This window comes from Arthrobacter pasteuri (assembly GCF_054510955.1).
Genome location: NZ_JBTNDO010000002.1, coordinates 16,219 through 42,035, shown reverse-complemented (window position 1 = coordinate 42,035; position 25,817 = coordinate 16,219). Strand labels below are relative to the sequence as shown.

18 protein-coding genes are annotated in these 25,817 nt (G+C 70.8%); 11 read left to right on the top strand and 7 right to left on the bottom strand.

Going from position 1 to position 25,817, the window contains the following annotated elements:
- The first annotated feature begins 155 nt into the window (after positions 1-155).
- The 3 genes from ACX80H_RS11235 to ACX80H_RS11225 are packed head-to-tail and all read left to right on the top strand — an operon-like array spanning position 156 to position 6,117.
- Positions 156-749 carry a WhiB family transcriptional regulator gene (locus tag ACX80H_RS11235; RefSeq protein WP_459313446.1) on the top strand — a complete coding sequence of 198 codons (594 nt, stop codon included), beginning with the start codon at positions 156-158 and terminating at the stop codon, positions 747-749.
- Positions 653-4,351 (top strand): glycosyltransferase family 2 protein, encoded by a 3,699-nt coding sequence (locus tag ACX80H_RS11230; protein ID WP_459313445.1) that lies wholly within the window; start codon positions 653-655, stop codon positions 4,349-4,351. The genes ACX80H_RS11235 and ACX80H_RS11230 overlap by 97 nt, the downstream gene beginning before the upstream one ends.
- Positions 4,348-6,117: a DUF5719 family protein gene (locus tag ACX80H_RS11225; RefSeq protein WP_459313444.1), complete on the top strand. Its 1,770-nt coding sequence runs from the start codon at positions 4,348-4,350 to the stop codon at positions 6,115-6,117. Before ACX80H_RS11230 ends, ACX80H_RS11225 begins: the two co-directional genes overlap by 4 nt.
- Positions 6,118-6,150: 33 nt before the next feature.
- Here the strand turns inward: ACX80H_RS11225 and ACX80H_RS11220 are convergent, their stop codons facing one another.
- The gene (locus ACX80H_RS11220) at positions 6,151-6,645 is read right to left on the bottom strand and encodes a metallopeptidase family protein (RefSeq protein WP_140395055.1); all 495 of its coding nucleotides are present in this window, start codon (positions 6,643-6,645) and stop codon (positions 6,151-6,153) included.
- 126 nt (positions 6,646-6,771) lie between these two features.
- Here ACX80H_RS11220 and ACX80H_RS11215 point away from each other — a divergent pair, with 126 nt between their 5' ends.
- The 4 genes from ACX80H_RS11215 (at position 6,772) to ACX80H_RS11200 (ending at position 10,450) form a co-directional block, all read left to right on the top strand.
- A complete protein-coding gene (locus tag ACX80H_RS11215) occupies positions 6,772-7,158 on the top strand; it encodes a DUF3499 domain-containing protein (protein ID WP_459313443.1) in 387 nt (128 codons plus the stop codon).
- A gap of 92 nt (positions 7,159-7,250) precedes the next feature.
- Positions 7,251-7,430: a Trm112 family protein gene (locus tag ACX80H_RS11210; RefSeq protein WP_459313442.1), complete on the top strand. Its 180-nt coding sequence runs from the start codon at positions 7,251-7,253 to the stop codon at positions 7,428-7,430.
- 57 nt (positions 7,431-7,487) lie between these two features.
- Complete coding sequence (ahcY, locus tag ACX80H_RS11205) at positions 7,488-8,987, top strand: adenosylhomocysteinase (RefSeq protein ID WP_459313441.1); 1,500 nt, start codon at positions 7,488-7,490, stop codon at positions 8,985-8,987.
- 173 nt (positions 8,988-9,160) lie between these two features.
- Positions 9,161-10,450, top strand: a complete 1,290-nt coding sequence (locus ACX80H_RS11200; protein ID WP_459313440.1) for a L,D-transpeptidase — start codon at positions 9,161-9,163, stop codon at positions 10,448-10,450.
- A 27-nt stretch (positions 10,451-10,477) separates the two neighbouring features.
- Here the strand turns inward: ACX80H_RS11200 and ACX80H_RS11195 are convergent, their stop codons facing one another.
- Entirely contained in the window at positions 10,478-11,278 is an 801-nt protein-coding gene (locus tag ACX80H_RS11195; RefSeq protein ID WP_459313439.1) for an RDD family protein, read from the bottom strand.
- A gap of 114 nt (positions 11,279-11,392) precedes the next feature.
- On the opposite strand from ACX80H_RS11195, the gene ACX80H_RS11190 reads away from it, so the two are divergent.
- On the top strand, positions 11,393-12,385 hold the full coding sequence (locus tag ACX80H_RS11190; protein ID WP_459313438.1) for a stage II sporulation protein M: 993 nt from the start codon (positions 11,393-11,395) through the stop codon (positions 12,383-12,385).
- Between the two features lie 781 nt (positions 12,386-13,166).
- Entirely contained in the window at positions 13,167-14,192 is a 1,026-nt protein-coding gene (locus ACX80H_RS11185) for a TIGR01906 family membrane protein (protein WP_459313437.1), read from the top strand.
- A 125-nt stretch (positions 14,193-14,317) separates the two neighbouring features.
- On the opposite strand, the gene ACX80H_RS11180 is transcribed toward ACX80H_RS11185, so the two are convergent.
- Positions 14,318-16,168: an AMP-dependent synthetase/ligase gene (locus ACX80H_RS11180; protein WP_459313825.1), complete on the bottom strand. Its 1,851-nt coding sequence runs from the start codon at positions 16,166-16,168 to the stop codon at positions 14,318-14,320.
- 48 nt (positions 16,169-16,216) lie between these two features.
- Positions 16,217-17,848 (bottom strand): dolichyl-phosphate-mannose--protein mannosyltransferase, encoded by a 1,632-nt coding sequence (locus tag ACX80H_RS11175; protein ID WP_459313436.1) that lies wholly within the window; start codon positions 17,846-17,848, stop codon positions 16,217-16,219.
- A gap of 277 nt (positions 17,849-18,125) precedes the next feature.
- Here ACX80H_RS11175 and rsmI point away from each other — a divergent pair, with 277 nt between their 5' ends.
- Positions 18,126-18,995, top strand: coding sequence for a 16S rRNA (cytidine(1402)-2'-O)-methyltransferase (gene rsmI, locus ACX80H_RS11170; protein ID WP_459313824.1), 870 nt, complete (start codon positions 18,126-18,128; stop codon positions 18,993-18,995).
- A gap of 138 nt (positions 18,996-19,133) precedes the next feature.
- Entirely contained in the window at positions 19,134-20,615 is a 1,482-nt protein-coding gene (locus ACX80H_RS11165) for an NAD-dependent succinate-semialdehyde dehydrogenase (RefSeq protein ID WP_459313435.1), read from the top strand.
- Between the two features lie 170 nt (positions 20,616-20,785).
- On the opposite strand, the gene ACX80H_RS11160 is transcribed toward ACX80H_RS11165, so the two are convergent.
- Genes ACX80H_RS11160 through ACX80H_RS11150 form a run of 3 tightly spaced genes read right to left on the bottom strand, consistent with a single transcriptional unit; the run spans position 20,786 to position 25,806 of the window.
- Positions 20,786-23,215: a transglutaminase TgpA family protein gene (locus ACX80H_RS11160; RefSeq protein ID WP_459313434.1), complete on the bottom strand. Its 2,430-nt coding sequence runs from the start codon at positions 23,213-23,215 to the stop codon at positions 20,786-20,788.
- A complete protein-coding gene (locus ACX80H_RS11155) occupies positions 23,212-24,741 on the bottom strand; it encodes a DUF58 domain-containing protein (protein ID WP_459313433.1) in 1,530 nt (509 codons plus the stop codon). The genes ACX80H_RS11160 and ACX80H_RS11155 overlap by 4 nt, the downstream gene beginning before the upstream one ends.
- A 39-nt stretch (positions 24,742-24,780) precedes the next feature.
- Positions 24,781-25,806: an AAA family ATPase gene (locus tag ACX80H_RS11150; protein WP_459313432.1), complete on the bottom strand. Its 1,026-nt coding sequence runs from the start codon at positions 25,804-25,806 to the stop codon at positions 24,781-24,783.
- Positions 25,807-25,817: the final 11 nt, after the last annotated feature.

Below are 25,817 nucleotides of genomic sequence, written 5' to 3'. Positions count from 1 at the left end.
GGCCGTGATTGTCTGCTTCCGAGTCTATAAGATTCCCTCCCCGCTTGACGGGCCGGACTTACACACGTGTAATTAGCTCATCGGATTTGTTCCAGCAGCGGGGCGCGAGGGTCGACCCATGCTGATGTTGGAACGGCAACACCGGGAAGGCTGACATGGGGCAGGCAGAACGCATCCAAGAACGACCAGACATCGCAGCGCAGGCCTCGGCCCGCTACGGCTCACGGGGCGTTCCTGCCGACTGGTTCCTCGACCCCGCAGATCCCCTGGCGGGGGAGCGGTACCGTGAAGAAACCCGCTCCGTGCTCGAGGACCAGGCAACGGCCTTCCTCGCTGCGCATGAGACGCTGACCTCGCTCCCCGGCGTCGAGGACCGCCCGAGCAGCCTGTTCGCCCTGCCCAGCCTGGAGCCGGAAACCTCAAGCATCCTGCCGGATGAGCTCGAGGACGCACGGCCGCACTCGGCCCCCACCGGGCAGCCGGCCTGGGTCGGTCTGCCGCTGGCGCCGGGCAACCCGGACGACGACGGCGAACTGTCCTGGCAGACCGACGCGCTGTGCGCGCAGACGGACCCCGAAGCGTTCTTCCCCGAGAAGGGCGGCTCGACCCGCGACGCCAAGAAGGTCTGCGGCGCCTGCATCGTGAAGTCCGAATGCCTCGAGTACGCGCTGGAGAACGACGAGCGCTTCGGTATCTGGGGTGGCCTCTCCGAGCGCGAGCGGCGCAGATTGCGGAAGCGAGCAGTCTGATTCAGCTCCACCTCCGCGTCACCGCCATCGTCGTAGCCCACAATGGCGCCCAGTACCTCCCGCGAACACTGGAAGCCCTCGAACGCCAGACCCGACCGGCCGACTTCTGCGTCGGCGTCGACAGTGGATCGACGGACGAGTCCGCCTCCATCCTCCAGCTCAACCTGCCGACCGGGAGCCCGGTCGTCGGAGCGCCGGCACGGGCCGGATTCGGCACTGCGGTGCGGACCGCTGTCGCCGAGATCCCTGCGCGCCGGACATCGGAGGACGGGAGCACCCAGCACTGGCTCTGGCTCCTCCATGACGATTCCGCGCCCGAGCCCGACGCACTCGCCGAGCTCCTCCTCGCCGTGGAGCGTGCGCCCTCGGTGACCGTCGCGGGAGCGAAGCAGGTGGCCTGGGACGACCCGCGCGAACTCGTCGACGTCGGTCTGTCCATCAGCAGGTGGGCCGAGCGCCTCACGCTCATCGATGTCGACGAGCACGACCAGGGTCAGTACGACGCCCGCAGCGACGTCTTCGCCGTCAACTCCGCGGGGATGCTCGTGCGCCGGGACGTGTGGGACGCCCTCGGCGGATTCGATCCCGCCTTCCACGGCGTGGGCGACGACGTCGACCTGTGCTGGCGGAACCGCCTCGCCGGCAACCGGGTGGTGGTGGTACCCCACGCCGTCCTGCGCCACGCGAGTTCGAGGCCGCATCCCGCATCCACTCCCCATGCCGCACGTGCCGCCGAGGTGTACCTTCGACTCAAGCATGCGGCCCCGTGGAACGTGCCCTTCCTGGCCGTCGGAGCCGTGCTCGGGGGCCTGGTCCGGTTCCTCCTCGGGCTCCTGGCGAAGGATCCTGGGCACGGCACGGGACAGCTGCTCGGGAGCCTCGGCGGTGTCTTCCGGCCACTCCATCTCCTGCGTTCCCGCCGCTCCGCCGCCCGCACCAGGACACTGCCCCGGTCGATCGTCCGGTCGCTGGTCACCTCCCGTCGTGACGTCTGGTCCCACCGCAGGTCGGTCCTCGACGCCTTCACCTCACGCGGGGGCTACAGCGGACCGGAGGGACTGCAGGCCACGGAGGAGTACATACCGTCGGGTGACAGCCACGATGACTTCGCCGCACTCACTGCTCCCGCCCGGCCGTGGGTCGGCTGGGGCGCCGTCGTCGCCGTCACCGTCCTTCTGGCCGCGGCCCTCGTGGGCCTGCACCGGCTGGTCGGAGCGTCGGCCCTCGCGGGCGGTGCGTTGCTGCCGGTGGCACAGACACCCGGTGCCGTCTGGGACAGCGCGACGACGTGGTGGACGGGCCTCGGCACAGGGTTCGGTGCCCACGGTTCCCCGTTCTCCTACGTCCTGTGGCTCCTCTCGCTGCTGGGACTGGGCTCGGCGAACACCGCCGTCGTCGCCACGATCGTCTGCGCCCTGCCGCTGGCAGGGCTCTCCGCGTGGTTCGCCTCCGCGGCCTTCACGCGCTCGCGCGGCCTGCGCCTGTGGGTTGCCCTCTTCTGGGGAGCGGCACCGGCCCTGCAGGTGGCACTGGGCAGTGGGCGCCTCGGCGCCCTGATCGCCCACGTCCTGCTGCCGCTGGCCCTGCTCGGGACGGTCCGGGCGGTCGGGGGTGCCCTGGCAGCACACGCGCTGCCCGAGGGCATCATCAAGCCGGGCATCAATGGAACCCGGAGCTGGACAGCCGCGGCGGCCGCCGGGCTGGTCCTTGCTGTCGTCACCGCCTCCGCGCCGTCCCTTCTCCCCTTCGTGCTCGTCGGGCTGACCTTCGCCCTGGTGGCAGGTCGACGCCGCGCCCGTACCCTGTGGTGGACGCTCCTGCCGGTCGTGGCGCTGCACCTGCCGTATGTCCTGTCGGCGCTGCGGAACCCGCGCGGACTCCTGGGTGATCCCGGTGTCGCGGTTCCCTTCGCTCCGGCTGCCGCCTGGCAGCAACTCCTCGGTTTCCCCGTGTCCTTCCAGCCCCTGCTTCCGCCGGCATCGACCGGCGTCCTCGGGATGGGCCCCGCACTCGTGGCCGCCGTCGTCATCGGCGGGCCGGTTCTCGTCCTGGCGGCCGCCGCACTGTTCAGCCGCGGCGGTCACCGCACCGCCGCGCGCTTCCTCTGGCTGCTCAGCGTCCTCGCCCTCGCCCTGGCGGCTGCAGCGCCGGCGCTGCCTGTCGCGGTGGCCGCCACCTCCCTGATCCAGCCCTTCTCCGGTCCGCTCGTGTCGGTGGTGTCCCTGTGCCTCCTGGCGGCCGGACTCTCGGGGCTGCCCGGTGCGCAGGACGGGGAGGCGCCGGCAGCACGTCCCGGCACCCGCCGTCGGCTGGTGCGGATCGCGGGTGGGGTCGTCCTCGCCGCGGGACCGCTGCTCAGCCTCGGCCTGTGGCTGGCACCCGAGATCTCCGGTCCCCCCGCCGTGGCCGCCGAACCCGTGGTTCTTCCGGGTGCCCCGGCGGAGGAGGCACCCGACGCCGGGACCGGCACCACCGATTTCGGGACGGGCCTCGTGCTCGAACCCGCAGCCGAGCGCCCCCTGCCCGCCACCGCCGCGGACCGGGGCACCGGACCCGACCGCACGCGCACGCTCGTCATCACCGTCGACGACGACGACACCGTGGGTGCTGCCCTCATGCGCGGATCCGGGACCACCCTGGACGCGCTGAACCCGATGGTCGCCGCCCGCACCCTGCAGGGGAGCGGAGACGCACTGCGCGAGGACAGCGAGTCCGCGCGGATCCTCCGGACAACGGTCGCGGTGATCGTCGGCGCCACCGGTGCAGACCCGCGGGAGGACCTCCGCGACCTCGGCGTCGGGTTCGTGGTCCTCCAGCAATCCGGCACCGCGGGGGACTTCCTCAGTGGCCGCATCGACTCCGTCCCGGGCCTCACGGCCGTGGGCGACACGGACGCGGGCCGGCTGTGGCGTGCAGCCCCCGTGCTCGATGACGGCACGGAGGACGCAGGCAACCGCACGGCACGCGTCCGGGTGGTCGACGCGGACGGCCGTACGGAGGAGACGGTCGCGTCCGGAGCGGTGGACGCGAGGGGCACCATAGCGGCCGGGGCCGAGGGAAGGGTCCTCGTCCTCGCCGAGGAGACCGACCACGGCTGGCAGGCGACCCTCGACGGGCGAAGGCTGGAGACGACGTCGGCCGGCTGGCACCAGGCCTTCGCCCTGCCCGCCGCCGGCGGAACGGTGGCGGTCTCCTACGTGAGCCCCTACCAGCCCTGGGCAGAGGCCTCGCAGGCCATCATCCTCGGGCTCACCGTGCTCCTGGCGGTTCCCATCCCGTCGCGACCCCGGGTCGTCCGGCCGACGGGCGGCCGCCGTCCGCAGTCCTCCGAGCGGCGTCGTCCGCCGTACCGGGACCACACGACCGGCCCGGTCGACATGACCGACGTGCCCGACACGGCCAGCCCGACCAGCCCGCGTCGTCCCTCGGACGCGACCGACCGGACCGCCTCGGCAAACCCCTCCGACCCGACCGACCCGACCGACCCGACCGGATCGACCGTCTGGACCGACGCGATCGGCCCGACCGGTGGATCGGGTGCGGAGGACGACGGCCTCGAGGACGACCCACAGCCCGTGACCAGTGGAAGAGGCCGCCCGTGATCCGGGGACGCAAGCGCGACAGCACGGCGGCGAACGCGGGACTGCAGGACCGTGACGGGGGTGGCCGGTCCAGTGCCGGGACCCCTTCGCAGGAGTCCGCCGATACGGCCGTCGCCGCCCGGGCTGTCGCCCGCGACAAGGCGGCAGGGACCGGCGCCAGCGCAGTGCGCCGGGCCCGGGTCGGCACCGCGGTCGGTGCGGCGACGGGCGTCGTCCTCCTCGCGGCGACAGCCGCCATCGCGTCGGGCACCGTCACGGATGCTCTTGTCCCGCCGTCCGACACCGTCCGTCCCGTACCTGTGGCCGCAGTGCCGGCCGGCGACTACACGGCGGTCTGCCCTGCCCCGCCCCGCCTGCTGGAGACAGCCGTCGAGGGTGCGGATCCCGAGTTCAGCCCGGCGTCCGCCACCGCGAAGACCACCGTGTCCGGGATGGTGCTCAGCGACCTGAGTGCAACGCTGACCGGAAGCGGGCTGCTGCCGGTCGGAGGGGGCGCACCGCTGTCTCTCATCGAGGAGTTCGCGCCCGAGGCGTCCCTGGCGGACCGTCCTGCAAGCAGCGGCACGGACGGCCTGACCAACCGCGTCGCCGGTGTCTCCCGAGGCGTCCGAGTTGCGGACGCCTCGGTCTTCCGCGCGCAGCCGCAGGGCGGCCTCACGCCCGTTGCTGCTGCGACCTCCACCTACACCGCCAGTGACGGAGACCTCCGCGGCCTCGCCGCGACGGCCTGCCAGGTGCCCTCGAGCGACTTCTGGCTCGTCGGTGCCGCCACCGCCGTCGGCCAGTCCTCGGTCCTTCTGCTGACGAACCCGACCGGGACCCCGGCCACCGTGACTCTCGAGCTGTACGGACAGGACGGACCCATCGAGGCAGCCGGCACGCGCGGCCAGCTGGTCGCTCCCGGCGAGACCCGCCGCATCGTGCTCGCAGGGCTGGCCGGCGACCAGGACCGCATGGCTGTCCGCGTCCGCAGCGATGGCGGACGGATCGCAGGCGTGATCCAGCAGAGTGTCCTCCGCAGCCTCACGCCCGGCGGGGTGGAACTGCTCTCGCCCAGCGCGCCCGCCGGCACGACGCAGGTGGTGCCCGGCGTCGTCGTCCAGGACGCCGCGACGGCGCGCCGCATCCGCGAACAGAAGGGATATGCGGCCGCCGCCCCTGAGCTGCAGGTGCTCGCGCCCGGGTCGAGCGACGCCGTCCTCGACATCAAGGTCCATGGCCTCGACGGGGAAGTCGAGCTGCCCGGTGGGGGAGTCGTGACGGCGGCCGCCGGATCCGTGGCCGCCGTGCCCCTGGCGTCCCTGCCCGAGGGCAGCTATACCATCGCCATCGTCTCCGACGTCTCGGTGGTGGCATCGGCACGCGTTCCGCGCGGCATCGACGACGGCGATCCCGTCGACTTCGCTTCGGCCCCCGCCGCCGTCCGCCTGGGGAGCGATTCCGCCATGTCCCTCGCCGAGGGCGTGGACACGTCCCTCTTGCTCGGCGCGCCGAGCGGCAGGAGCGAGGTCACGCTCACCCCCGTCGCCGCCGGCGGCGCACTCGGGACTCCGGTCGTGATCGGGATCGCGGGAGGCACCTCGGTGTCGGTGCCGTCGTCGTCACTCGGCCGGTCACCTGCCGCCGTCCTCATCGCTGCGACAGGAGATCCGGTCTACGGGGCCCAGGTCATGACACTTCCCGGGGCGCGGGCCGGGATCTCGGTGGCAGGTGTGCCGGCCGGCACCACGGGCCCCCTGAGCATCCCGGTGGAACTCCGCTACTAGCCGGCCGTCCGGCCGTCGGAGAATGCTGCGCGCTCAGGCCTGGGAGCGACCGTACGCAGGGTCCACGGCCTCCGGCGCCAGTCCCATGAGCTCTGCGGTCTGTTCGACGACGACGTCGTGGATGAGTTCGTTGACCGGCATGAGGGCCTTGGCCGCCATCAGCACGGGATGGCGGTAGATGGTGATGACCGCCGGTCGCCCGGGCGCTGCGGGGGAGCAGGAGCCGAGCAGGCCCCGCAGGGTCTCGGGCGTCATGTCCTCGAGCCCGTCGGGGATCTCCTGCACCACGATCTGCAGGTCCTGGATGCGCTCGCCCCACAGCCGCTCCAGCCGTTGCGCCGATTCCATCACCCAGTCGTCGAACTGCTCCGACCTCGAGCGCGAGCCGGGCAGGTGCGGCGGGAGCAGCTCGCCACGCATGCCGCGCCCCCGGCGGTTCCGACGACGCTCGTAGAACGACCTCGCCGAACGGCCTTCGGAGGCCGTCGGATCGGTCAGGTTGACCGAAAAAGTGGAAGCATCGTGCATGTAAAGAACTGTAAGCCTTGAACCTCGCGCCTGCACTCCCCGAAAGGCGTTGTCATCGTGGGATGCGCGGACCCCGGAGCGCGTCATGGGGCCCACGGGCCGCAAACCCCGGTAGGCTTGCCGATCGTGGGATCACTCCGTCAATGCTCCAGATCAGCCTGCCAGCGGCCGGCGGTAGCCACTCTCACCTATGTCTACGCCGACTCGACGGCGGTGCTCGGCCCCCTCGCGACGTACGCGGAACCCCACACCTACGACCTCTGCGCGGTCCATGCCGAGCGCCTGACCGTTCCCAGGGGGTGGGAGGTGGTCCGACTGACGCTTCCCGACGTCGTGCCGGAGCACAATTCGGACGATCTCCTGGCCCTGGCAGACGCGGTCCGGGAAGCCGCGGCGGAGCCCTCGGCGGAGCAGCCCGCGACTCCCCAGCGCGGCAGCAGGGCCCCCATGGAGCCCCCGGCCGGGGTCAGCGGTCCCCGGCGCGGCCACCTGAGGATCCTGCGGGACCCCTGACATCGCTTCGCCCGGCACCGATTGAGGCTGCCGAACCCCCTCGCGGTAGAATGGGACACAGAATCCCCATCTCCCCGAGCGAAAGCTTTCCCATGGCTAACCTCCCACAACAGCTGCTCGACGTCCTGCGGTGCCCCGTCACCGGGTCCAGGCTGGTCCAGGAAGGCGCCGTCCTCCGGTCCACCGCCAAGGGGTCCGACGGCGAGGCGTTGACGTACGAACTCGACGAAGGCATCCCCGTGCTCCTCCGCGCCGAACTCCGCGCCTCCTAGGGCAGCAGCGCACGCACTGCCCCGCATCCTCCGAACTCCAGCTAGGAACAGCACACCATGACGTTCGACTACAAAGTTGCCGACCTTTCGCTCGCCGAGGCGGGGCGCCACCAGATCCGCCTCGCGGAGCACGAGATGCCCGGACTCATGGCGCTGCGCCGCGAATTCGCCGACACGCAGCCCCTCGCGGGTGCCCGCATCGCAGGTTCCCTCCACATGACCGTGCAGACGGCCGTGCTCATCGAGACCCTGACCGCCCTCGGGGCGGAGGTCCGCTGGGCATCCTGCAACATCTTCTCCACCCAGGACGAGGCCGCAGCGGCCGTCGTCGTCGGAAAGGGCACCGTCGAGGAGCCCGCCGGCGTCCCCGTCTTCGCGTGGAAGAACGAGTCGCTCGAGGACTACTGGTGGACCGCCACCCAGATCCTCACCTGGCCGGGACAGGCCGAGGGCCTCGGCCCCAACATGATCCTGGACGACGGCGGGGACGCGACCATGCTCGTGCACAAGGGTGCGGAGTTCGAGGCCCTGGGCGCAGTGCCGGCGAACCCCCAGGAGGGCGACGCCGACTACTCGCACGAGTACACCGTGTTCCTCGACACCCTGCGCGCCACCATCGAGTCCGAGCCGCAGAAGTGGTCGGCCATCGCCGCCGGTATCCGGGGCGTCACGGAGGAGACGACGACGGGCGTGCACCGCCTGTACCAGCTCGCCGCGCAGGGCAAGCTCCTCTTCCCGGCCATCAACGTGAACGACTCCGTCACGAAGTCCAAGTTCGACAACAAGTACGGGATCCGCCACTCGCTCCCCGACGGGCTGAACCGCGCCACGGACGTCCTCATCGGCGGCAAGGTCGCCGTCGTCTGCGGCTACGGCGACGTCGGCAAGGGCGCTGCCGAAGCCCTCCGCGGCCAGGGTGCCCGCGTGATCGTGACGGAGATCGACCCGATCTGCGCCCTGCAGGCCGCCATGGACGGCTACCAGGTCGCGAAGCTCGAGACCGTCCTCGGCCAGGGAGACATCTTCATCACCACCACGGGCAACAAGGACGTCATCATGGCCCGCCACATGGCAGGCATGAAGCACCAGGCGATCGTCGGTAACATCGGCCACTTCGACAACGAGATCGACATCGCCGGACTCGCCCGCATCCCCGGTGTCGAGAAGATCGAGATCAAGCCCCAGGTCCACGAGTGGGTCATCCCGGCGAACGAGGCCGAGGGTGTGGAGAAGCACTCGATCATCATGCTGTCCGAAGGCCGCCTGCTGAACCTCGGCAACGCCACCGGACACCCGTCCTTCGTCATGAGCAACTCCTTCGCGAACCAGACGATCGCCCAAATCGAACTCTTCACCAAGTTCGAGAAGGAGGACGCCGAGGGCAACCGCGAGTACGAGAACGAGGTCTACGTCCTGCCCAAGATCCTCGACGAGAAGGTCGCCCGCCTGCACCTCGATGCCCTCGGCGTCGAGCTCACGGAGCTGACCAAGGGCCAGGCCGAGTACCTCGACCTCGATGTGGCCGGGCCGTACAAGCCCGAGCAGTACCGCTACTAGATCCCATCGGGCGCCGTTCAGTCGAGCGCTTCTCCTTCGGCCGCTGCCGCACCCGTCAGGGGCTCCGGTAGCGGCCGAATCGTTGTCAAAACTGCACCCCGCCTGCCCGGCGGGGCCTGTCCTGTCGCGTAACATCGCTTCCGGGCAGCTACGTGAGGGGCGGATGCATGCGCATGAAACAGGAATCGAACGAGGCCGCGGCACGCCGTAAGGGCTGGAAGATCGCCGCCATCGGAGCCGCGGCGGTCGTCGTCGTCGGGGGTGGCGTGGGGATCGCCACGGCGTCACCCTGGAACGACGCCTCGGCCGGCGGCTCGTCGTCCTCCGCCTCGCCGTCGTCGTCCTCGCAGCCGGCCCGGACCGCTCCGGCAACTTCGCAGCCCGCGGCCTCCCCGGGCCCCGCCGGCGAGTACACCCTGGGCGTCACTCCCACCGATCAAGCCTACGCGGTCAACCCGGCCACGGTCGCGGCCGTGACGGTTGAGGGCGCCACGCTCGACGCCGTCGAACTGATACCCAGCACGGGCGGCACGCCGGTGGCCGGGACCATCTCCGCCGACGGTGCGAGCTGGACCGCCACCGAACGGCTCGCCTTCGACACCGAGTACACGTTCTCCTACACGGTGCTCGACTCCGCGGGCCAGGCCCGGAACACGATATCGACGTTCACGACCGTCGACCCGGCCAATGCGGCCGATGCCTCGCTGTTCCCGCTCGACGGAAGCACGGTCGGCACCGGCCAGCCGCTGGAACTCACCTTCAGCGAGCCCGTCACGAACCGCGACGCGGTGGAGAAGGCCATCACGGTGACCAGCACGAGCGCGCAGCCCGGTGCCTTCTACTGGTTGTCCGACACCAAGGTGCGCTACCGCCCCGAGACGTTCTGGGCGCCGAACAGCACCATCACGGTGGAGCTCGACCTCTTCGGGGTCGACTTCGGCAACGGCATGATCGGCAACGCCGACAGGACGATGACCGTGAAGACCCACAACGCGCGCATCGCCGTCGTCGACAATGCGACCAAGACCATGAACGTGTACCTCGACGGGAAGCTGGACCGGACCTTCCCCATCACGCTCGGCACCGAGGAATGGCCCTCCACCGAGGGGTACATGGTGGTGATGGAGCACTACGCCTCCACACAGTTCAGGGCGGAGTCGATCGGGCTCGAGCCCGGCGACCCGGCGTACTACCCGCCCACTGTCGTGAACCACGCCAGCCGGCTGAGCAACGGCGGCGCCTTCGTCCACGAAGCACTGCCCGCGGCGCAGGTGGCCCTCGGCAGGGTCAATGTCTCCCACGGCTGCATCGGGATGTCGCCCGAGGGCGCGGAGTACTTCTACAACACCTTCGGCCCGGGCGACGTGGTGCAGATCCTGAACACGGGTTATGGACCCATGTACGTCTGGGACGGCTTCGGTGACTGGAACGTCCCCTGGGACGAGTGGGTCAACCAGCCGTAGGCGGACCGTCGACGCGGGCTCCGGGCGCTAGCTGAACGGCAGTGTGTGGAGCCTCGCCGCCGTCGCCTCCGTCCGTTCCCGCTGGCGCATCATCGCCGCGTAGTCGCGGTCCCTGCGTGCGGCGATGACTGCGTGCAGGAAGTCCTCCGGAGGCGTGCCCCCGGGCGGCGAGGGCCAGACGTGGTGGCTCGCCTCGGTGGCGAGGTCGAGGGACAGCGTGTGCCGCGCCTGGGGCGTGAGCTTCGGCGCGGAGGCGAGGAACTGCGACATCCTGCGGGCGAGGGCATCGGGGAGGCGGCCGATGTCAGCGGTCTCCGACCACTGCTGCAGCCCCGGTGGCATGACGGCGAGTGCGCGTGGCCGGACGACGACGCGCTCCCGCATCGCATAGGTTCCGGCGAGGAGGTCCCCGAGGCGCTTGGACTTCTCGTTGAACAGGGACACGATGAACGCGAGCGATCCGCCGAGCATGTAGATCTCCAGGATGGCGAGCATCCCGCGGATGAAGGCGTGGCGGAAGCGGATCGCACCGCCGTCGTCGCGCACGATCCGCAGGCCCATCACCAGGCGTCCCAGCGACTTGCCGCGCGTGAGGGTCTCCACGGTCACCGGGAGGACGACCAGGAGCAGGACGACGACGACGAGCACGAGCGCCCTCGTGAGCGCGGCATCGAGGACGCCGTCGAAGACGTTCCCGATCAGCAACAGGAGAAGGAACGCGAGGATGACCTGGGCGACGACGTCGATCAGGATGCTCAGTCCGCGCGCGGCGAAGCCGGCGGGTCTGAGCTCCAGGACGACTGCTTCACCGGTGACGACCGAACTCATGATGTTCCCCCTGGGCAGCTGCTGCTGGTGCGATTCCGGTGCCGGGGCGGATAGCCGCCCCGCGACGCCGTGCCCAGCCTATCGCCGGCGGGAGCGGACTATAGGGTTAGGCACATGGACGTGGACGCATTCATCGCCGTGCACCGCAGCGACTGGCAACGCCTGGACGACCTCGTACGACGGCGCAGGCTGGACGGCGCGGAATCGGACGAACTGCTGGTCCTCTACCAGCGGGTGTCGACGCACCTGTCCATCATCCGCTCGGTCGACCCCGAGAGCGCGCTGTCCGGGTCGCTGTCCACGCGCCTTTCGCGTGCCCGGACGCGCTTCACCGGAGCGAGGTCCAACGTCATGGAGGACGTCGCCTCCTTCTTCGTGTTCTCATTGCCGGCTGCCTTCTACCGCATCCGGTGGCTCACCGTCGTGGTGGGCGTGCTCTTCCTCGCTGTCACGTGGCTCTACGCACAGTGGGTGGTGGGAACGCCCGGCGTGCTCCAGGCGCTCGGGACGGACGAAGACCTCCGCCGCTATGTGGAGGAGGACTTCATCAACTACTACTCGGAGAACCCCGCGGCCTCCTTCTCGGGCATGGTGTGGACCAACAACGCCTGGATCGCGCTGCAGGCGGTCGCCTTCGGGGTGACGGGCATCTGGCCGGCCTTCATCCTGTACCAGAACGCGCAGGGCCTCGGCGTGGCCGCCGGCATGATGGCCGCCCACGACAGGCTCGACGTCTTCTTCTTCTACATCCTGCCGCACGGCTTCATGGAGCTCACCGCGATCTTCATCGCCACGGCGGCCGGCCTGCGCATCTTCTGGGCCTGGGTGGCGCCGGGGCGCAGGCTCCGCTCCGTGGCACTGGCGGAGGAAGGGCGTGCACTGATCACCGTGGCGCTCGGCCTGGTCCTGGTGCTCCTCGTCTCCGGCCTGGTCGAGGGCTTCGTGACACCGAGCGGACTGCCGCACTGGCTCCGCCTCACGATCGGCCTCCTCGTTCTCGCCGCGTACTGGGCCTACACGCTGATCCTCGGTCGGCGGGCCGTCGCCGCGGGGTACCGGGGGGACCTCGGTGCCGTCGACCGGGGCGACGCCGTCACCACGGCCTGACGTGACGGGGAGTTGTCGGCACGGCGTGACATGACCGGGTGCTATCGGCACGGCGTGTCATCATCGGGTCCTGCCGGCACAACGTATCGTGATCGGGCGCAGTTACCACGCACGACCGGAGGGGTGCCGGGGAGTCTCCCGGCCGCTCGCCCGCACGGCCGGTAATGTCGGAGATGCCGGGGCCAGCGCCGGTGGCGACAAATGAGGAGACAGCGCAGTGTCAGAGACCGACAGCACACGTTCAACCGCTTCCGGCGTGCACCGCCCGGACGACGATGAAGCGGCGGCAGGCCGGTCGGGCGCTCGCGCAGCAGTGCCGGACGACGTCCCGGTATCGGGCGTAGCCCAGCGCCACAACCTGCCGATGCGGAAGGCGGGCACGCTGCCCGAGGTCTCCCGGCTGGGGGATGACCCGGAAGAGCAGCCGGGCTCCGAGGAGGGCAGCCGCGCCGACGGGAGTGAACCCGAGACCCGCATGCTGCCTGTTGTGCAGGACGGACGGCTTGATGACGCGGGGGCGAGGTCAGTGCGTCCCGCCCATGCCTTGGATGGTGGCCCTGGATTGGACGGGACCGTTGAAGAAACTGATGCCACCGGAACCCATGCCACCGGGACCCATGCCACCGGGACCCATGCCACCGGGACCCATGCCACCGGGACCCACGCTGCTGGCACCCGTTCCGCCGGGACCCACGCTGCCGGCACCCATTCGGTCGGCACCCATTCCGCTGATGCGCCCCCTCGAGGAGCGCATGCGGCCGGCGGTGGATCGGATCCGGACGTGAACCCGGACGCGGACCGGGGCGCCGAGCCCGCGGACCGTCCGGACGCCGCTGGTGTCTCCACTGGTGCCGGGGCCGTACCTCCTTCCCCGATGGCGCACCCGTCCGTCGACGACCAGCCCTCTTCCAGCGACGAGCTCTCGGCCGGCGACCAGCCCTCAGCCGGTGCGCAGAGCGGCGGGAGCCATACGTCATCGGGCCGTGAGGAGCCCTCGACGGACACCGCTGCCCTCTCCGTGCGCCCGCCGGACAAGGACGCAGCACGCCGGGCGGCGGTACGAGACCAGGCCGTGGCTGCGAAGCCCGCCCTCCCGCGGTTCCTGCAGGTCGTCGTCGCACTCTTCTTCCCCGTCATCGTCGTGGCAGCGGCAGTCCGTGCCGTGGCGACGTCGTCGTTCCTATGGCTCGAATACCACCGGCCGGGCTTCCCGGCCGACCGATTCGGTTTTTCGCTGGACGACCGCATGACCTACGGCTCCTACGCGCTGGACTACGTGGTGAACCTTGCGCCGCCGCGGTACCTCGGGGGCCTTGTGACCCCGGAGGGCGATCCGCTGTTCCTCGCATCCGAGGTCGGCCACATGGCGGATGTGAAGGGCGTGCTGGGCCTGTCCTTCCTCATCGCCCTCGTGCTGTTCGTGCTCGCGGTCCTCGCCTGCGTCTATCTCGCACGGAAGTACAAGGGCGGAGTCCGGCGTGCGCTGTTCTCGGGTGCCGTCCTCACGCTCGCCGGCATCGCCGTCCTGACCGTCCTCGCGGTCCTTGCCTGGGAGGCCTTCTTCACGCAGGTGCACGCACTGTTCTTCGCCGACGGGACCTGGACCTTCCGCATCGACGACACACTGATCAGGCTGTTCCCGGAGCAGTTCTGGACGGACTCCGCCGTCACGATCGCGGTGCTCGTCCTGGCGGCGACCATCCTCACGCTCGTCCTCACCTGGCCGACGCGGGCGCGGCGGGAACGCTCGATGCTGGCGCAGGAAGCGGCGCAGGCCCGGTACCGCGAGGCCCTCGAGGCTTCCTAGCGGACGGGCCGCCGCGCCGGGTGCCCAGACCCGGTGGGAATGTCCGGCGAATCGGGGCCGCCGCGCCGGGTGCCCGCACCCGGATGTGCGCACCCGGATGTGCGCAGGCCCGCCACCCCCGGGGGCTAGCGCTTCCCCGTGCTGTACAGCTCGTCGAGGGCATCCGCGTAATCGGCGACGACGGCGGCACGCTTCAGCTTGAGGGTCGGCGTCAGGTGCCCGGACTCCACGGTGAACTCGACGTCGAGGACGGTGAAGCGCCGGATCTGCTCGGCCCGGGAGACGGTGGCGTTCGCGGCGTCGACGGCGGACTGCAGCTCGGCGAGGACCCCGGGATCGGTGGCGGCCTGTCCTCCGGTCAGGCCGGGCTTGCCGCGGGCGACCGCCCAGGGTCCGAGGGCCTCGCGGTCCAGGGTGATGAGCGCGCCGATGAAGGGCTTTCCCTCGCCCACCACGACGGCCTGTGCCACGAGCACGCTCTCGCGGAGTTTCTCCTCGAGGGGACCGGGTGCCACGTTCTTGCCGCCGGCCGTCACGAGCAGGTCCTTCTTGCGGCCGGTGATGGTCAGGAAGCCGTCCTCGTCGAGGACACCGAGGTCACCGGTGCGGAAGTACCCGTCGGCGGTGAAGGCCTCGGCTGTCGCCTCGTCGTTGCGGTAGTAGCCGGCGAAGATGGCGGCGCCCTTCACCTGGACCTCGCCGTCGTCGTCGATCCGGACGCTCATGCCGGGCACGGGGATGCCGACCGACCCGACGCGCGTCAGGCGCACGGTGTTCACGGTGCAGGGAGCCGTGCTCTCGGTCAGGCCGTAGCCCTCCTGCACCAGGATGCCGGCGCCGCGGAAGAAATGCGTGAGGTGTTCGCTGAGCGGGCTGGCCCCGGACACCGTATACCTGACCTCGCCCCCGAACACGGCCCGCAGCCGCGGGTACAGGATGCGGTCGAAGAGCGCGTGCGCCGCTTGCAGGACGGGGGAGGGGCCGCGCCCTCCCCGTCCACGGGCGTCCACGGCACGCGAATAGGCGACGGCGGTGCGCTCCGCCGCCGCGAAGAGCCGGCCCTTGCCGGCCTCGGCGGCCCGCTGCCCGGCGGTGGTGTGGATCTTCTCGAAGATCCGGGGGACGGCGAGGAGGAACGTGGGGCGGAAGGTCGTCAGGTCCTCGAGCAGCTGCGCCGCGGAGCCGGAGTGCGCGAGCTTGATGCCTCCGGTGAAGCACACGACCTGCACGGCACGTGCCAGCACGTGGGCGAGCGGCAGGAACATGAGCGTCCTGGCGCCCTGCTGCTTCAGGAACTCCGGGAGGAACTCCAGCGTGTTGACGGCGAACAGCGCGAAGTTGCCGTGGGTGATGACGCAGCCCTTCGGCCTGCCCGTGGTGCCGGAGGTGTAGACGATGGACGCCGCGTCGGCCACACTCCGGGACGAGCGCGCCGCTTCCAGCGCAGCATCGGACACGGCCGTCCCGGCCCCGGTGAGCGATGCAAGGGTGGCCTCGTCGCCGGGGTCGCCGGCGTCCCCGGATGTCAGGCGCACCACCGTCGTCGTGTCCGCCCGGCGTGCTCGTCCGGCGGCCTCGAGGACGATCTGCGCCTTCTGCCGGTCCTCGACGAACACGACGGCGGGACGCGCGTCCTCGAGGATCCAGGCCACCTGGTGGGCGGAGGAGGTCTCGTAGATCGGGACGGTCACGGCGCCGGCGAACCAGATGGCGACGTCGGCGAGGGTCCACTCGTAGCGCGTGCGGGACATCACGGCGACGGCGTCGCCCGGCTGGACGCCGGAGGCCAGCAACCCCTTGGCGAGCGCCGACACCTGCTGGAGGAACTCCGCGGCCGACACATCCCGCCACCGCCCGCCCGACTGCAGCGCGTACAGCGCCCGCCCGGGGTCGGCGTCGTGGGTCCTGAGGAGGAGATCGGTGATGTTGCCGGCCGGCGGGAGGTCGACCAGGAGTTCCGTGATGGCTTCGCGCACCATTGCTCGCTTTCGTTGCGGGGGTCCCGTGGACCTCGTGGACCTGCCCTAGATCCAGCTCGGCAGCCACATGCGCACGCGCCACTGGTCATAGGGGATGATCTCGGCCGTCCAGATCGGGAGGAAGTAGGCCGACAGCGCCACGGAAGCGGCCAGGAAGACCCCCACCAGCACGATACCCTTTCGGCGCCGGGCCCGGTCCGAGCCCGGACCGCCCAGCACGAGTCCGAGGCTGTGGACCAGCGACAGTACGAGGAACGGCTCGAAGGCCACCGCGTAGAAGTAGAACGTGGTCCGTTCCGGGTAGAGGAACCAGGGGAGGTACCCTGCGGCGATGCCGGTGAGTATGGCGGCAGCACGCCAGTCCCGCCGGCCGAGCCAGAGGAACAGCAGCACGATCAGGGACAGCGCGGCGCTCCACCAGATGAGCGGATTGCCGAGCACGGTGACGGCCTGCGAGCAGGCATCAGCTCCGCAGCCGGTCGGCTTCTCGTAGTAGAACGACGTCGGCCGGCCCATGACCAGCCAGGACCAGGCGCTCGCCTCGTAGGGGTGGTCCGAGCTCAGTCCCTGGTGGAACGTGAAGGCGCTGCGGTGGTACTCGGCCAGGGACCGCAGGCTGTCCGGCACCCAGCCCCACTGCTCCGACGGGTGCCGCTCGGCCCACGTCCGGTCGTAGGCGTCCTCGGAGAGGAACCAGCCCGTCCAGGTGCCCAGGTAGGTCAGCAGTGCTACGGGGATGATGCACGCGAAGGCGAGCAGGCCGTCCTTGACCGCGCCCCCGAGGAACCAGTGGTGCACACCGGCGATGCGCCGGGCGCTCATGTCCCACGCCACGGTCATCAGGCCGAACGCGGCGACGAACGGGAGGGCGGACCACTTGGTGCCCAGCGCCAGCCCGAGGCACACACCGGCGACCAGGCGCCAGGGACGGAACCCCAGGAAAGGACCCCACGACAGCTCGGCACGGGTCGGCAGGCCGTCGCCGTTCCGCCCCGCGAGAGCGGCGAGGCGGCGCGCCAGGCGTCGTCGCCCGTCATCACGGTCCAGGAGGAGGGCCGCGAACGCGGCGAGGAGCCAGAAGCTCAGGAAGATGTCGAGCAGCGACGTGCGCGACTCCACCAGGTGGTGGCCGTCGACGGCCAGCAGGAGCCCCGCGGCGGCTCCGAGCAGTGCCGAGCCGAACAGGCGCCGGGCGACGACGGCGAGCAGGAGGACGGACAGAGTCCCGACCGCCGCCGCGGAGAACCGCCAGCCGAAGGCGTTGTCGGAGCCGAACAGCAGCATGCCGAAGGCGATCATCCATTTGCCGACGGGCGGGTGCACCACGTAGTTCGGGGCATCGAGCAGCACGTCGGGGTTGCCTGCGTTGAAGGAGTCGTTCGCGTTGTCGGGCCATTCCCGCTCGTAGCCCGACTGCAGCATCGAGTAGGCGTCCTTGACGTAGTACGTCTCATCGAAGACGAGCGACCCGGGGTCGCCGAGCCGGACGAAGCGCAGCACGCCGCCGAGCAGGGCCAGGACGAACGGGATGATCCAGCGGAGGGATCCTCCGGGGGAAGCTGCACCGAGGAGGCGGGCAGTCAGCGCATCGCGTGTGTAGGCGTACCCGGGAGCAAGAACCCAGGACCCGCCGTACTTCGGGCTGTCCTCCCGGGGACGGACGGCGGTGTAGCTCACCCTGCCATGCTACCGGCGGTGCCTGTGCAGGCTCCGCATGACGCCCGGCTGTTCCATGGGTCCCGCCCACGATGGCGGCTAGGCTGGACCGGTGAACCAGCCATACGACGACGCCGCCCCCGACCTCAGCCACGAGGACCCGTCCGGGCGCCCGGACGAGCATCCCGAAGAGCTCCCGGACCACCCCGCCGCTGATCAGGCGGACGAGTATCCCGAAGAGGATCCGGATGGGCACCCGGACGGGACCCCCGACGACCAGGTGGAGGCACGCGCCCCCCTGACGGCGTACCGGGGGACGGCCGGGGATGGCAGCGGGCGCGGGCGCATCGTCCTCGCCGCCACTCCGATCGGCAACATGGGCGACGCGACGGAACGGCTGATCGGCCTGCTCAGGTCCGCCGACGTGGTCGCGGCGGAGGACACGCGCCGCCTCCACCGCCTGGTGCAGGCGCTCGGAGTGACGGTTGCGGGCCGGGTCATCAGCTACCACGAGCACAACGAGGCGGAGCGGACGCCGGAACTCCTCGACCTGGTCCGCGACGGCGCCACCCTCCTGATGGTGACCGACGCCGGCATGCCCTCGGTCTCCGACCCCGGCTACCGCCTCGTCGAGGCAGCGGTCGCCGAGGGCCTCGACCTGACGGCGGTGCCGGGCGCCTCCGCCGTCCTCGCGGCGCTGGCACTGTCCGGCCTGCCCACGGACAGGTTCTGCTTCGAAGGCTTCCTTCCGCGGAAGCCGGGCGTGCGGGCCGGTCGTCTGGCGGACCTCGCCGCCGAGCGCCGCACCATGGTCTTCTTCGAGGCACCCCATCGCCTCGAGCCGATGCTGCGCTCGCTGCAGCAGGCCTTCGGGTCGGACCGGCCGGCGGCTGTGGCACGCGAGCTCACCAAGGTGCACGAGCAGGTCATCCGGGGATCACTCCTCGAGCTCCTCCAGTGGACCCAGGCCACCGAGGTGCGGGGCGAGATCGCCGTCGTCGTCGCCGGTGCGCCGGAAGCGGCCGCGTCCCGCCCGGAGGACCACGTCACGGACGTCAATGCACTGATCGAGGGCGGCATGCGGCTCAAGGACGCCGTCGCTGCCGTGTCCGCCGAGACCCGCGTCAACAAGCGGGAACTGTACGCAGCGGTGATCGCAGCGCGCTGAGACGCGCTGTGCAATCGGCCAAAGGAATCGCTACTTCGCGGTGCACCCTTCACTGGACACTCCTTCGCCGCCGGGTCTAGCGTGAGCGGGAATGTCCCCCTCGGGGAACGCCCCGGAAACTTCGCGAAGGAGCTCAGTATGGCTGTCACGGCCGACCAGGAGAAGGCAGTACTCGACAAGGTGCCCACGGGGCTCTTCATCGACGGGGAGTGGCGGGCATCGTCCTCGGGCGCGACGTTCAACGTCGAGGACCCGGCGACCGGACGCACCCTCCTCACGCTCGCCGATGCCACACCCGAGGACGGCATGGCCGCGCTCGACGCCGCCGCCGCGGCACAGGCCGACTGGGCCCGCACCGCTCCCCGCGAGCGCGGCGAGATCCTGCGCCGCGCCTTCGACATGGTCACCGCGCGTGCCGACGAGTTCGCGCTGCTGATGACACTCGAGATGGGTAAGCCGCTGGCCGAAGCCCGCGGGGAGGTCGCCTACGGCGCCGAATTCCTGCGCTGGTTCTCCGAGGAGGCCGTGCGCACCTCCGGCCGGTACTCCATGTCTCCCGACGGCAAGTCCCGGCTGCTCGTGAACAAGAAGCCGGTGGGCCCGTGCCTGCTCATCACGCCCTGGAACTTTCCGCTGGCCATGGCCACCCGGAAGATCGCCCCCGCGGTCGCGGCGGGCTGCACCATGGTGCTCAAGCCGGCGAACCTCACGCCGCTGACGTCCTCCCTGTTCGCGACGGTCCTGCAGGAGGCCGGTCTTCCCGCCGGCGTACTCAACATCGTCAACACCACCACGGCGGGTGCCGTCACCGGGCCGCTCATCGAGGACCCGCGCCTGCGCAAGCTCTCCTTCACGGGTTCCACCCCCGTGGGGCGCAACCTCCTCGCGGCGGCGTCGAAGAACGTGCTGCGGACCTCCATGGAACTCGGTGGCAACGCGCCGTTCCTGGTGTTCGAGGACGCCGACCTCGACGCGGCGGTCAACGGTGCCATGCTCGCGAAGCTCCGGAACATGGGCGAGGCCTGCACCGCCGCCAACCGCTTCATCGTCCACGAGTCCATCGCGGACCGCTTCGCCGAGGCGCTCGCCGAGCGCATGAAGGGCATGACCACCGCCCGGGGCACGGAGGACGAGTCGAAGCTCGGCCCGCTGATCGACCAGAAGAGCCGCGACAAGGTGCACGAACTGGTGACCGCGGCCGTCGGTGCCGGCGCCGAGACCGTGACCGGCGGATCGCCCGTGACGGGCGACGGCTACTTCTACCAGGCCACGGTGCTCAAGAACGTCCCCCGCACCTCGCGCATCCTGCAGGAGGAGATCTTCGGACCGGTCGCGCCGATCGTCACTTTCCGCACCGAGGACGAGGCAGTGGAGCTCGCCAATGACACGGAGTACGGGCTGGTGGCCTACGTCTTCACGCGCGACTTCAACCGCGGGCTCCGCATGGGCGAGCGCCTCGAGACGGGCATGATGGGCCTCAATGCGGGCGTCGTCTCCAACGCCGCCGCTCCCTTCGGGGGCGTGAAGCAGTCCGGTCTCGGGCGTGAGGGCGGCGCCGAGGGAATCGAGGAGTACCTCTACACCCAGTACGTAGGCATCGCGGACCCCTACGCCTCCTAGGTGTCCTGCGGGACGTCCTCTCGGGGTTCTTCCTCCGAATGACGGCGTGGTGCCCGGTCAGGATGTCGGCTGCGCCCTGACCGAATGGAACCCGGACCGGCGGCGTCGTCCATGGACGACGACGCCGCCGGTTCTTCCGGGGCTTGGCCAGGTACTTCTCGGTACGTTCCTCAGCGGCGGGCGCTGCTGCGGAAGCGGTTGAGGAGTGACTGTGGGAACAGCCGCGCCCGGATCCTGGTGCGCCGGGAACTGCCGCTGCGGAGCGCACTGGTGAGGGTGTCGACGTCGTCCCACCGGGGGATCGCCGTGGGCCGTGCCGAGGTCGCCGGCGGCCGGATGCCCCCGGAAGAAACCCGGGGGACCCGGGTTTCCGCGCCCTGCCCGGCGTACTCCTCGAACTCGTAGGCCGTCCTCAGCCGTGCGAGGGACGTCGCCGGTTCTGCTGCCAGGGCGGCGTCGCGGGCGAGGCGGCCGGCGAAGGTGCGCGGCGTATCCGTGGGCTGGAGCGGGTAGCCGTAGTCGCCCGCGATCTCCGTGGTCTCGGCCCAGGCCGCGGTCGCCGCCCCGTTCGTGCCCGCGAGGGCGTCGGTTCCGGCCACGGCCCGTCGGCGCGACCGCGTCCTGGCCGTGCGGGCGAGGAACGGCAGGAATGCGAGCAGTGCGATGCCCGTGACGGCGAGCAGGCCATCAACGGGCCGCGCCTCGTCGGAGGGCCCGTTCGCTCCGGCGGCGTCGGCGGCGTCCGACCCCTCGGCCGTCGATCCTGACTGCCCGGTCACGTCGGGAAGGCCGCCGGGATTGAGCGAGTCGGTGTCGTCGGCGCGGGGACCGACCGGCGCGAACGCCTGCTGGGCGTAGGTGGGAACGACGCCGCGCGACGGGGTCGGTTCGAACTGGACCCATCCCACGCCCTCGAAGTACAGCTCCGGCCACGCGTGGGCGTTGCGGGAGTCGACGACGAATTCGCGCAGCTCCGTTCCCTCGGGGCCCTCCTCCGTGTTGCCCGTGGGGCTGCCCGGTGTGTAGCCGATGGCGACGCGGCTGGGGATCCCCGCCGCGCGGGCCATGACGGCCATGGTCCCCGCGTAATGCACGCAGTACCCGGACTTCGACTCGAGGAACCGGGCCATCACGTCCAGGCCGCTGCCGTCGTACCCGCCGTCCACTGGTGCTTCCACCGAGTAGGTGAAGTCCCGTCCGCGGAGGAAGTTCTGGATCGCGAGCGCCTTGTCGTAGGGATTCACGAAGTCGCCGGCGACCTCCTCGGCCGTGGTGCGCACGATGTCCGGGGTGTCGTCCGGCAGCCGAGTGAAGATCTCCGCGACCGCGTCGGGGTCCGAGGGCCGGATGGCGCCGAGCCCGTCGCGCGTCAGCTCCGCCGAACGGCTCTCCACGAGATACCGCTGGCGCGCCGTCGAGCCTCCGTCCGTGGCGAGGATGGTCAGGTTGGCCGGATCCCAGGCCCAGGTCCCCCGGACGTTCGAGACGCCGACCGGCGAATAGGGTGCCAGGAGCCAGGGGCTCGCGTAACTCTGCGTGGTGACGCGGGTGAAGACGGTCTGTGCCTCGGGTGGGATGGCGGGCGCGCCCTCTTCCGCCTCGAGATCGGTGATGCCCTGTTCGCGGTCCCCGTTCCGCTGTTCGGGCTCCCACCGCCTGCCGCTGAAGTCCTCGATGGTGACCGCGCGGAGGTACAGGGGGTTGTCCGAATTGGTCGAGTAGGCGATCCGTCCGAAGCCTGTGGGATTGCGGAGGTCGTTGCCGAGCGTCACGGCGGGATTCAGTCCGGTGGCGGTGCCCCACACGTTCAGGCGCGCTCCCTGGGGGAAGGCGCCGGAGTTGAAGCCGGGGACGAACAGCGGCAGGACCACGGTCACGGCGAGGGCCGCCGCGCCGATGATCATGCTCCGGCCCGCGAACCCCGAGGACGCCCGCGCGCCGCCCGATGCGAGCCGGTTCTCGCGCCACTGCGCCACGGCGAGGAGCAGCAGGTAGGCCACGACGGTGGCGAGAAAGGCGAACATCCCGACGCCGTTCGGCTTCACGATGGCCGGCGCGACCATGACGGTGAGGAGCCCCAGGCCGCTCGCGGCCGGCATGCGCATCGTCACCGCGAAGAGATCCACGATGATGGCGATGAGCCCCAGGGCTGAGCACGTGATGAGGAAGATCCCGGGGCCGGGCAGCACCGGAGCCACCTGGGAGACGACCGTCTCCTCGGCCTGGGCGAGGAGGCGCTGGAGCTGCAGCGAGGTGCCCGGGCCCGGCACGACGCCGAGGATGCTCTGCCGCGGGAAGAACTGGGCCGTGAGGGTGCCGACGAGCGCGAGCACACCCGCGAGGGGTGCCAGCACGCCGCTCAGGCGGAGTGCCCGCGTCAGCGCCATCGCCAACAGCACGGGGACGAGTGTGCGGACCACGGGCAGGAGCCACGTCCCCGGTTCCACGACTCCGTCGAGGCTCGTCGCCGCGGCGAGCACGGCGAGGAGGGAGGCGCCCGTGACGGACCAGTGCCAGGGATCGGCGGCGGAGGCCGGCCGGGTCGGCGTGGGGGGCACCGGCGCGGGGGCGGGTGCCGAACGGGAGAGTGTCGAGGTCATGCCGGTCCTCCGTGCGAAGTGTCTCGGGAAGGGTGGGCGCGGTGCGGCGAGCGGGCCGGGACCGTGCCGGGGGAAGTGGCGGAGGGGGCGGGTACCCGGCCGACCGCGTGTTCGAGCCCTGCCCAGACCGCGGGCAGGTCCGCTGCGGGGGATGCGGCGGCTGCATGCCAGCCGGCGTCCCGCAGGATGTCGAGCTGCCGCTGCGAATCGGCGGGCCTCTCGGACGAGATGATGGCGTACGACGCCGATCCGTAGTCGGACGCGGACGCGAGTGCCCGTGCCTCGTCCAGGGTGATGAGGCCGAGGACGGCGATGAGGGGTCCGCGGTGCCGGGTTGCGACCAGCTTGTCGAGCAGGTCGTCCCCGAAGGCCGCGTGGGACGCCCCCTGGGACGTCTCGGCCGCCGTACGGCGGATGCGGCGTGCGGCAGCCCGGGCCGCCTCGCCGGCCCGGATCACGGTGCTTCCGTGCTCCTCGGTCTGGGGGCGGCGCCCCGTCTCCGGAGCGAGTTCGAGGGCCGCAAGACCCTCTGCGATCCCGGCGACGGCACCGGGTCCCTGGTGCTCCTCGTCGGCAGGGAACGGCGCGGACGACGAGTGCAGCAGCGCGGGGGCACCGTGGTGGTCGAGGAACCGCAGGGCATAGTTGCGCTCCAGCAGGTGGGCGCTGATGGACATGACCGCGGTGACAGCCCATTCGAAGGTCGGAGAGCTGGAGAGGCCGTTGCCGCCGCCCCCGTCGCTGCCGAAGGCCGCGCTGAAGCCCGTACTGAAGCTGTGGTGCCGCTGGTCCATCAGCAGGGTGGCCTGCGGGGTGGTCACGGATTCCTCCTGCCGCACCATGAGTTCGCTGTGGCGTGCCGTTGCAGCCCAGTGGACGCGCCGCAGCGAGTCACCGTGCCGGTACTCACGCGTCATGACGTCGTCGTCGCTCGGGTTCGCCTGGCGGTGGGTGGTCGCCATGCCGTCGTTGCCGCGGGACCCCGAGAGCGCGGAGACCAGCAGCTCGACGGGAGCCGGGGTGACCACGAGGGCATCCGTCCCGCCGAGCACGTGCCGCGACTTTCCCAGTCCGAACGGGTCGGTGAACTCCGCGGTGACCGGGCCGATGTCGTAGACCCCGCGCGAGGTGGAGCGGATCCTGTACTCGTAGAGGGAGACGCCGTTCCGGGGATTGCGCGAGGGGTAGGTGAACTGGGGTGCCTGGCCGAAGCGGGCGGGCAGTTGCTCCTCCATCGAGACGCTCGCACCTCCTGTGACCGCGGCAGAGAGGGAGAGCGTGACCGTCGTCGTCGAGCCGATCTCCATGGACTGCGGCTGGAAGCGGCGGGCCACCGTGAACCGGGGCTTGACGAGCCTCAGCACGATGAGCGAGGCCAGCGGCAGCGCCAGGAGCAGCACGCCCACGTACAGGAGGTCGCGCCGGCCCAGGACCTGTGCGAACAGCAGCGCCACGACGGCGGTGAGGATGAAGCCCCAGCCGCGCACGGTCAGGATCCGCGAGGGGAGCTTGTCCAGGAGGGCCATCAGGTATCCGAGGCTAGGAAAGGTAGGGGGAGGGCGGCGTCATCGCCGGTGCACCCCGCGGGCCACCGGGACCCGTGAGAGGACGTCGTGCACGATGCCCGACGCGGTGTCACCGGCGCTGGTGGCCTTGCGGTCCAGCAGGAGCCGGTGGGCGAGGACGGCGTCGGCGGTGGCCGCGATGTCATCGGGAAGGACGAAATCGCGGCCCTCAAGTGCTGCTCCGGCCTTCGCGGCCCGCAGGAGCTGCAGCAGCGACCGGGGGCTAGCGCCCAGCCGCAGGCGCGGGTGCTCGCGGGTGGCGCGCCCGATCGCCACGGTGTAGTCCTTGACGGCCGGCGAGACGTACACCCCGCGCACCTGCCGCATCATGCCGGCGATGTCCGCCACGCTCGCCACGGGGCGGATCGCCTCGAGCGGGGAGACGGACTGGTGGGTCTCGAGCATCGCGGCTTCCGCGTCCGCATCGGGGTAGCCCATGGAGATCCGGGCCATGAAACGGTCGCGCTGCGCCTCGGGCAGGGGATAGGTCCCCTCCATCTCGATCGGATTCTGCGTGGCGACCACCATGAACGGTTCGCCGAGCGTGTGGGTGTGCCCGTCCACGGTCACCTGGTGCTCCTCCATGCATTCGAGGAGCGAGGACTGGGTCTTGGCCGACGCCCGGTTGATCTCGTCGCCGATGACGATGTTCGCGAAGACAGGGCCCGGCCGGAATTCGAAGCGCCGGGAATCCTGGTTGAAGATCGACACCCCGGTGACGTCGGAGGGCAGCAGGTCGGGCGTGAACTGGATGCGGTTGACCGTGCAGTCGATCGTGCGGGCGAGCGACTTGGCGAGCAGGGTCTTGCCGACGCCGGGTACGTCCTCGAGGAGCAGGTGGCCCTGGGCCAGCAGCACGGTGAGCGCGAGGCGCGCCGCTTCGGGCTTGCCGTCGATGACCGTCTCGATGGTGTGGAGGATGCGGGCGCTGATGTCGTGGAAGGTCGCGCCGGGGACGCCCGGATCCGCTGGTGCCGCCAACCGGGGATCCGCAGGAGATTCGGCGATGTTGTGCTGGACGTCCATGGGCGCCTTCC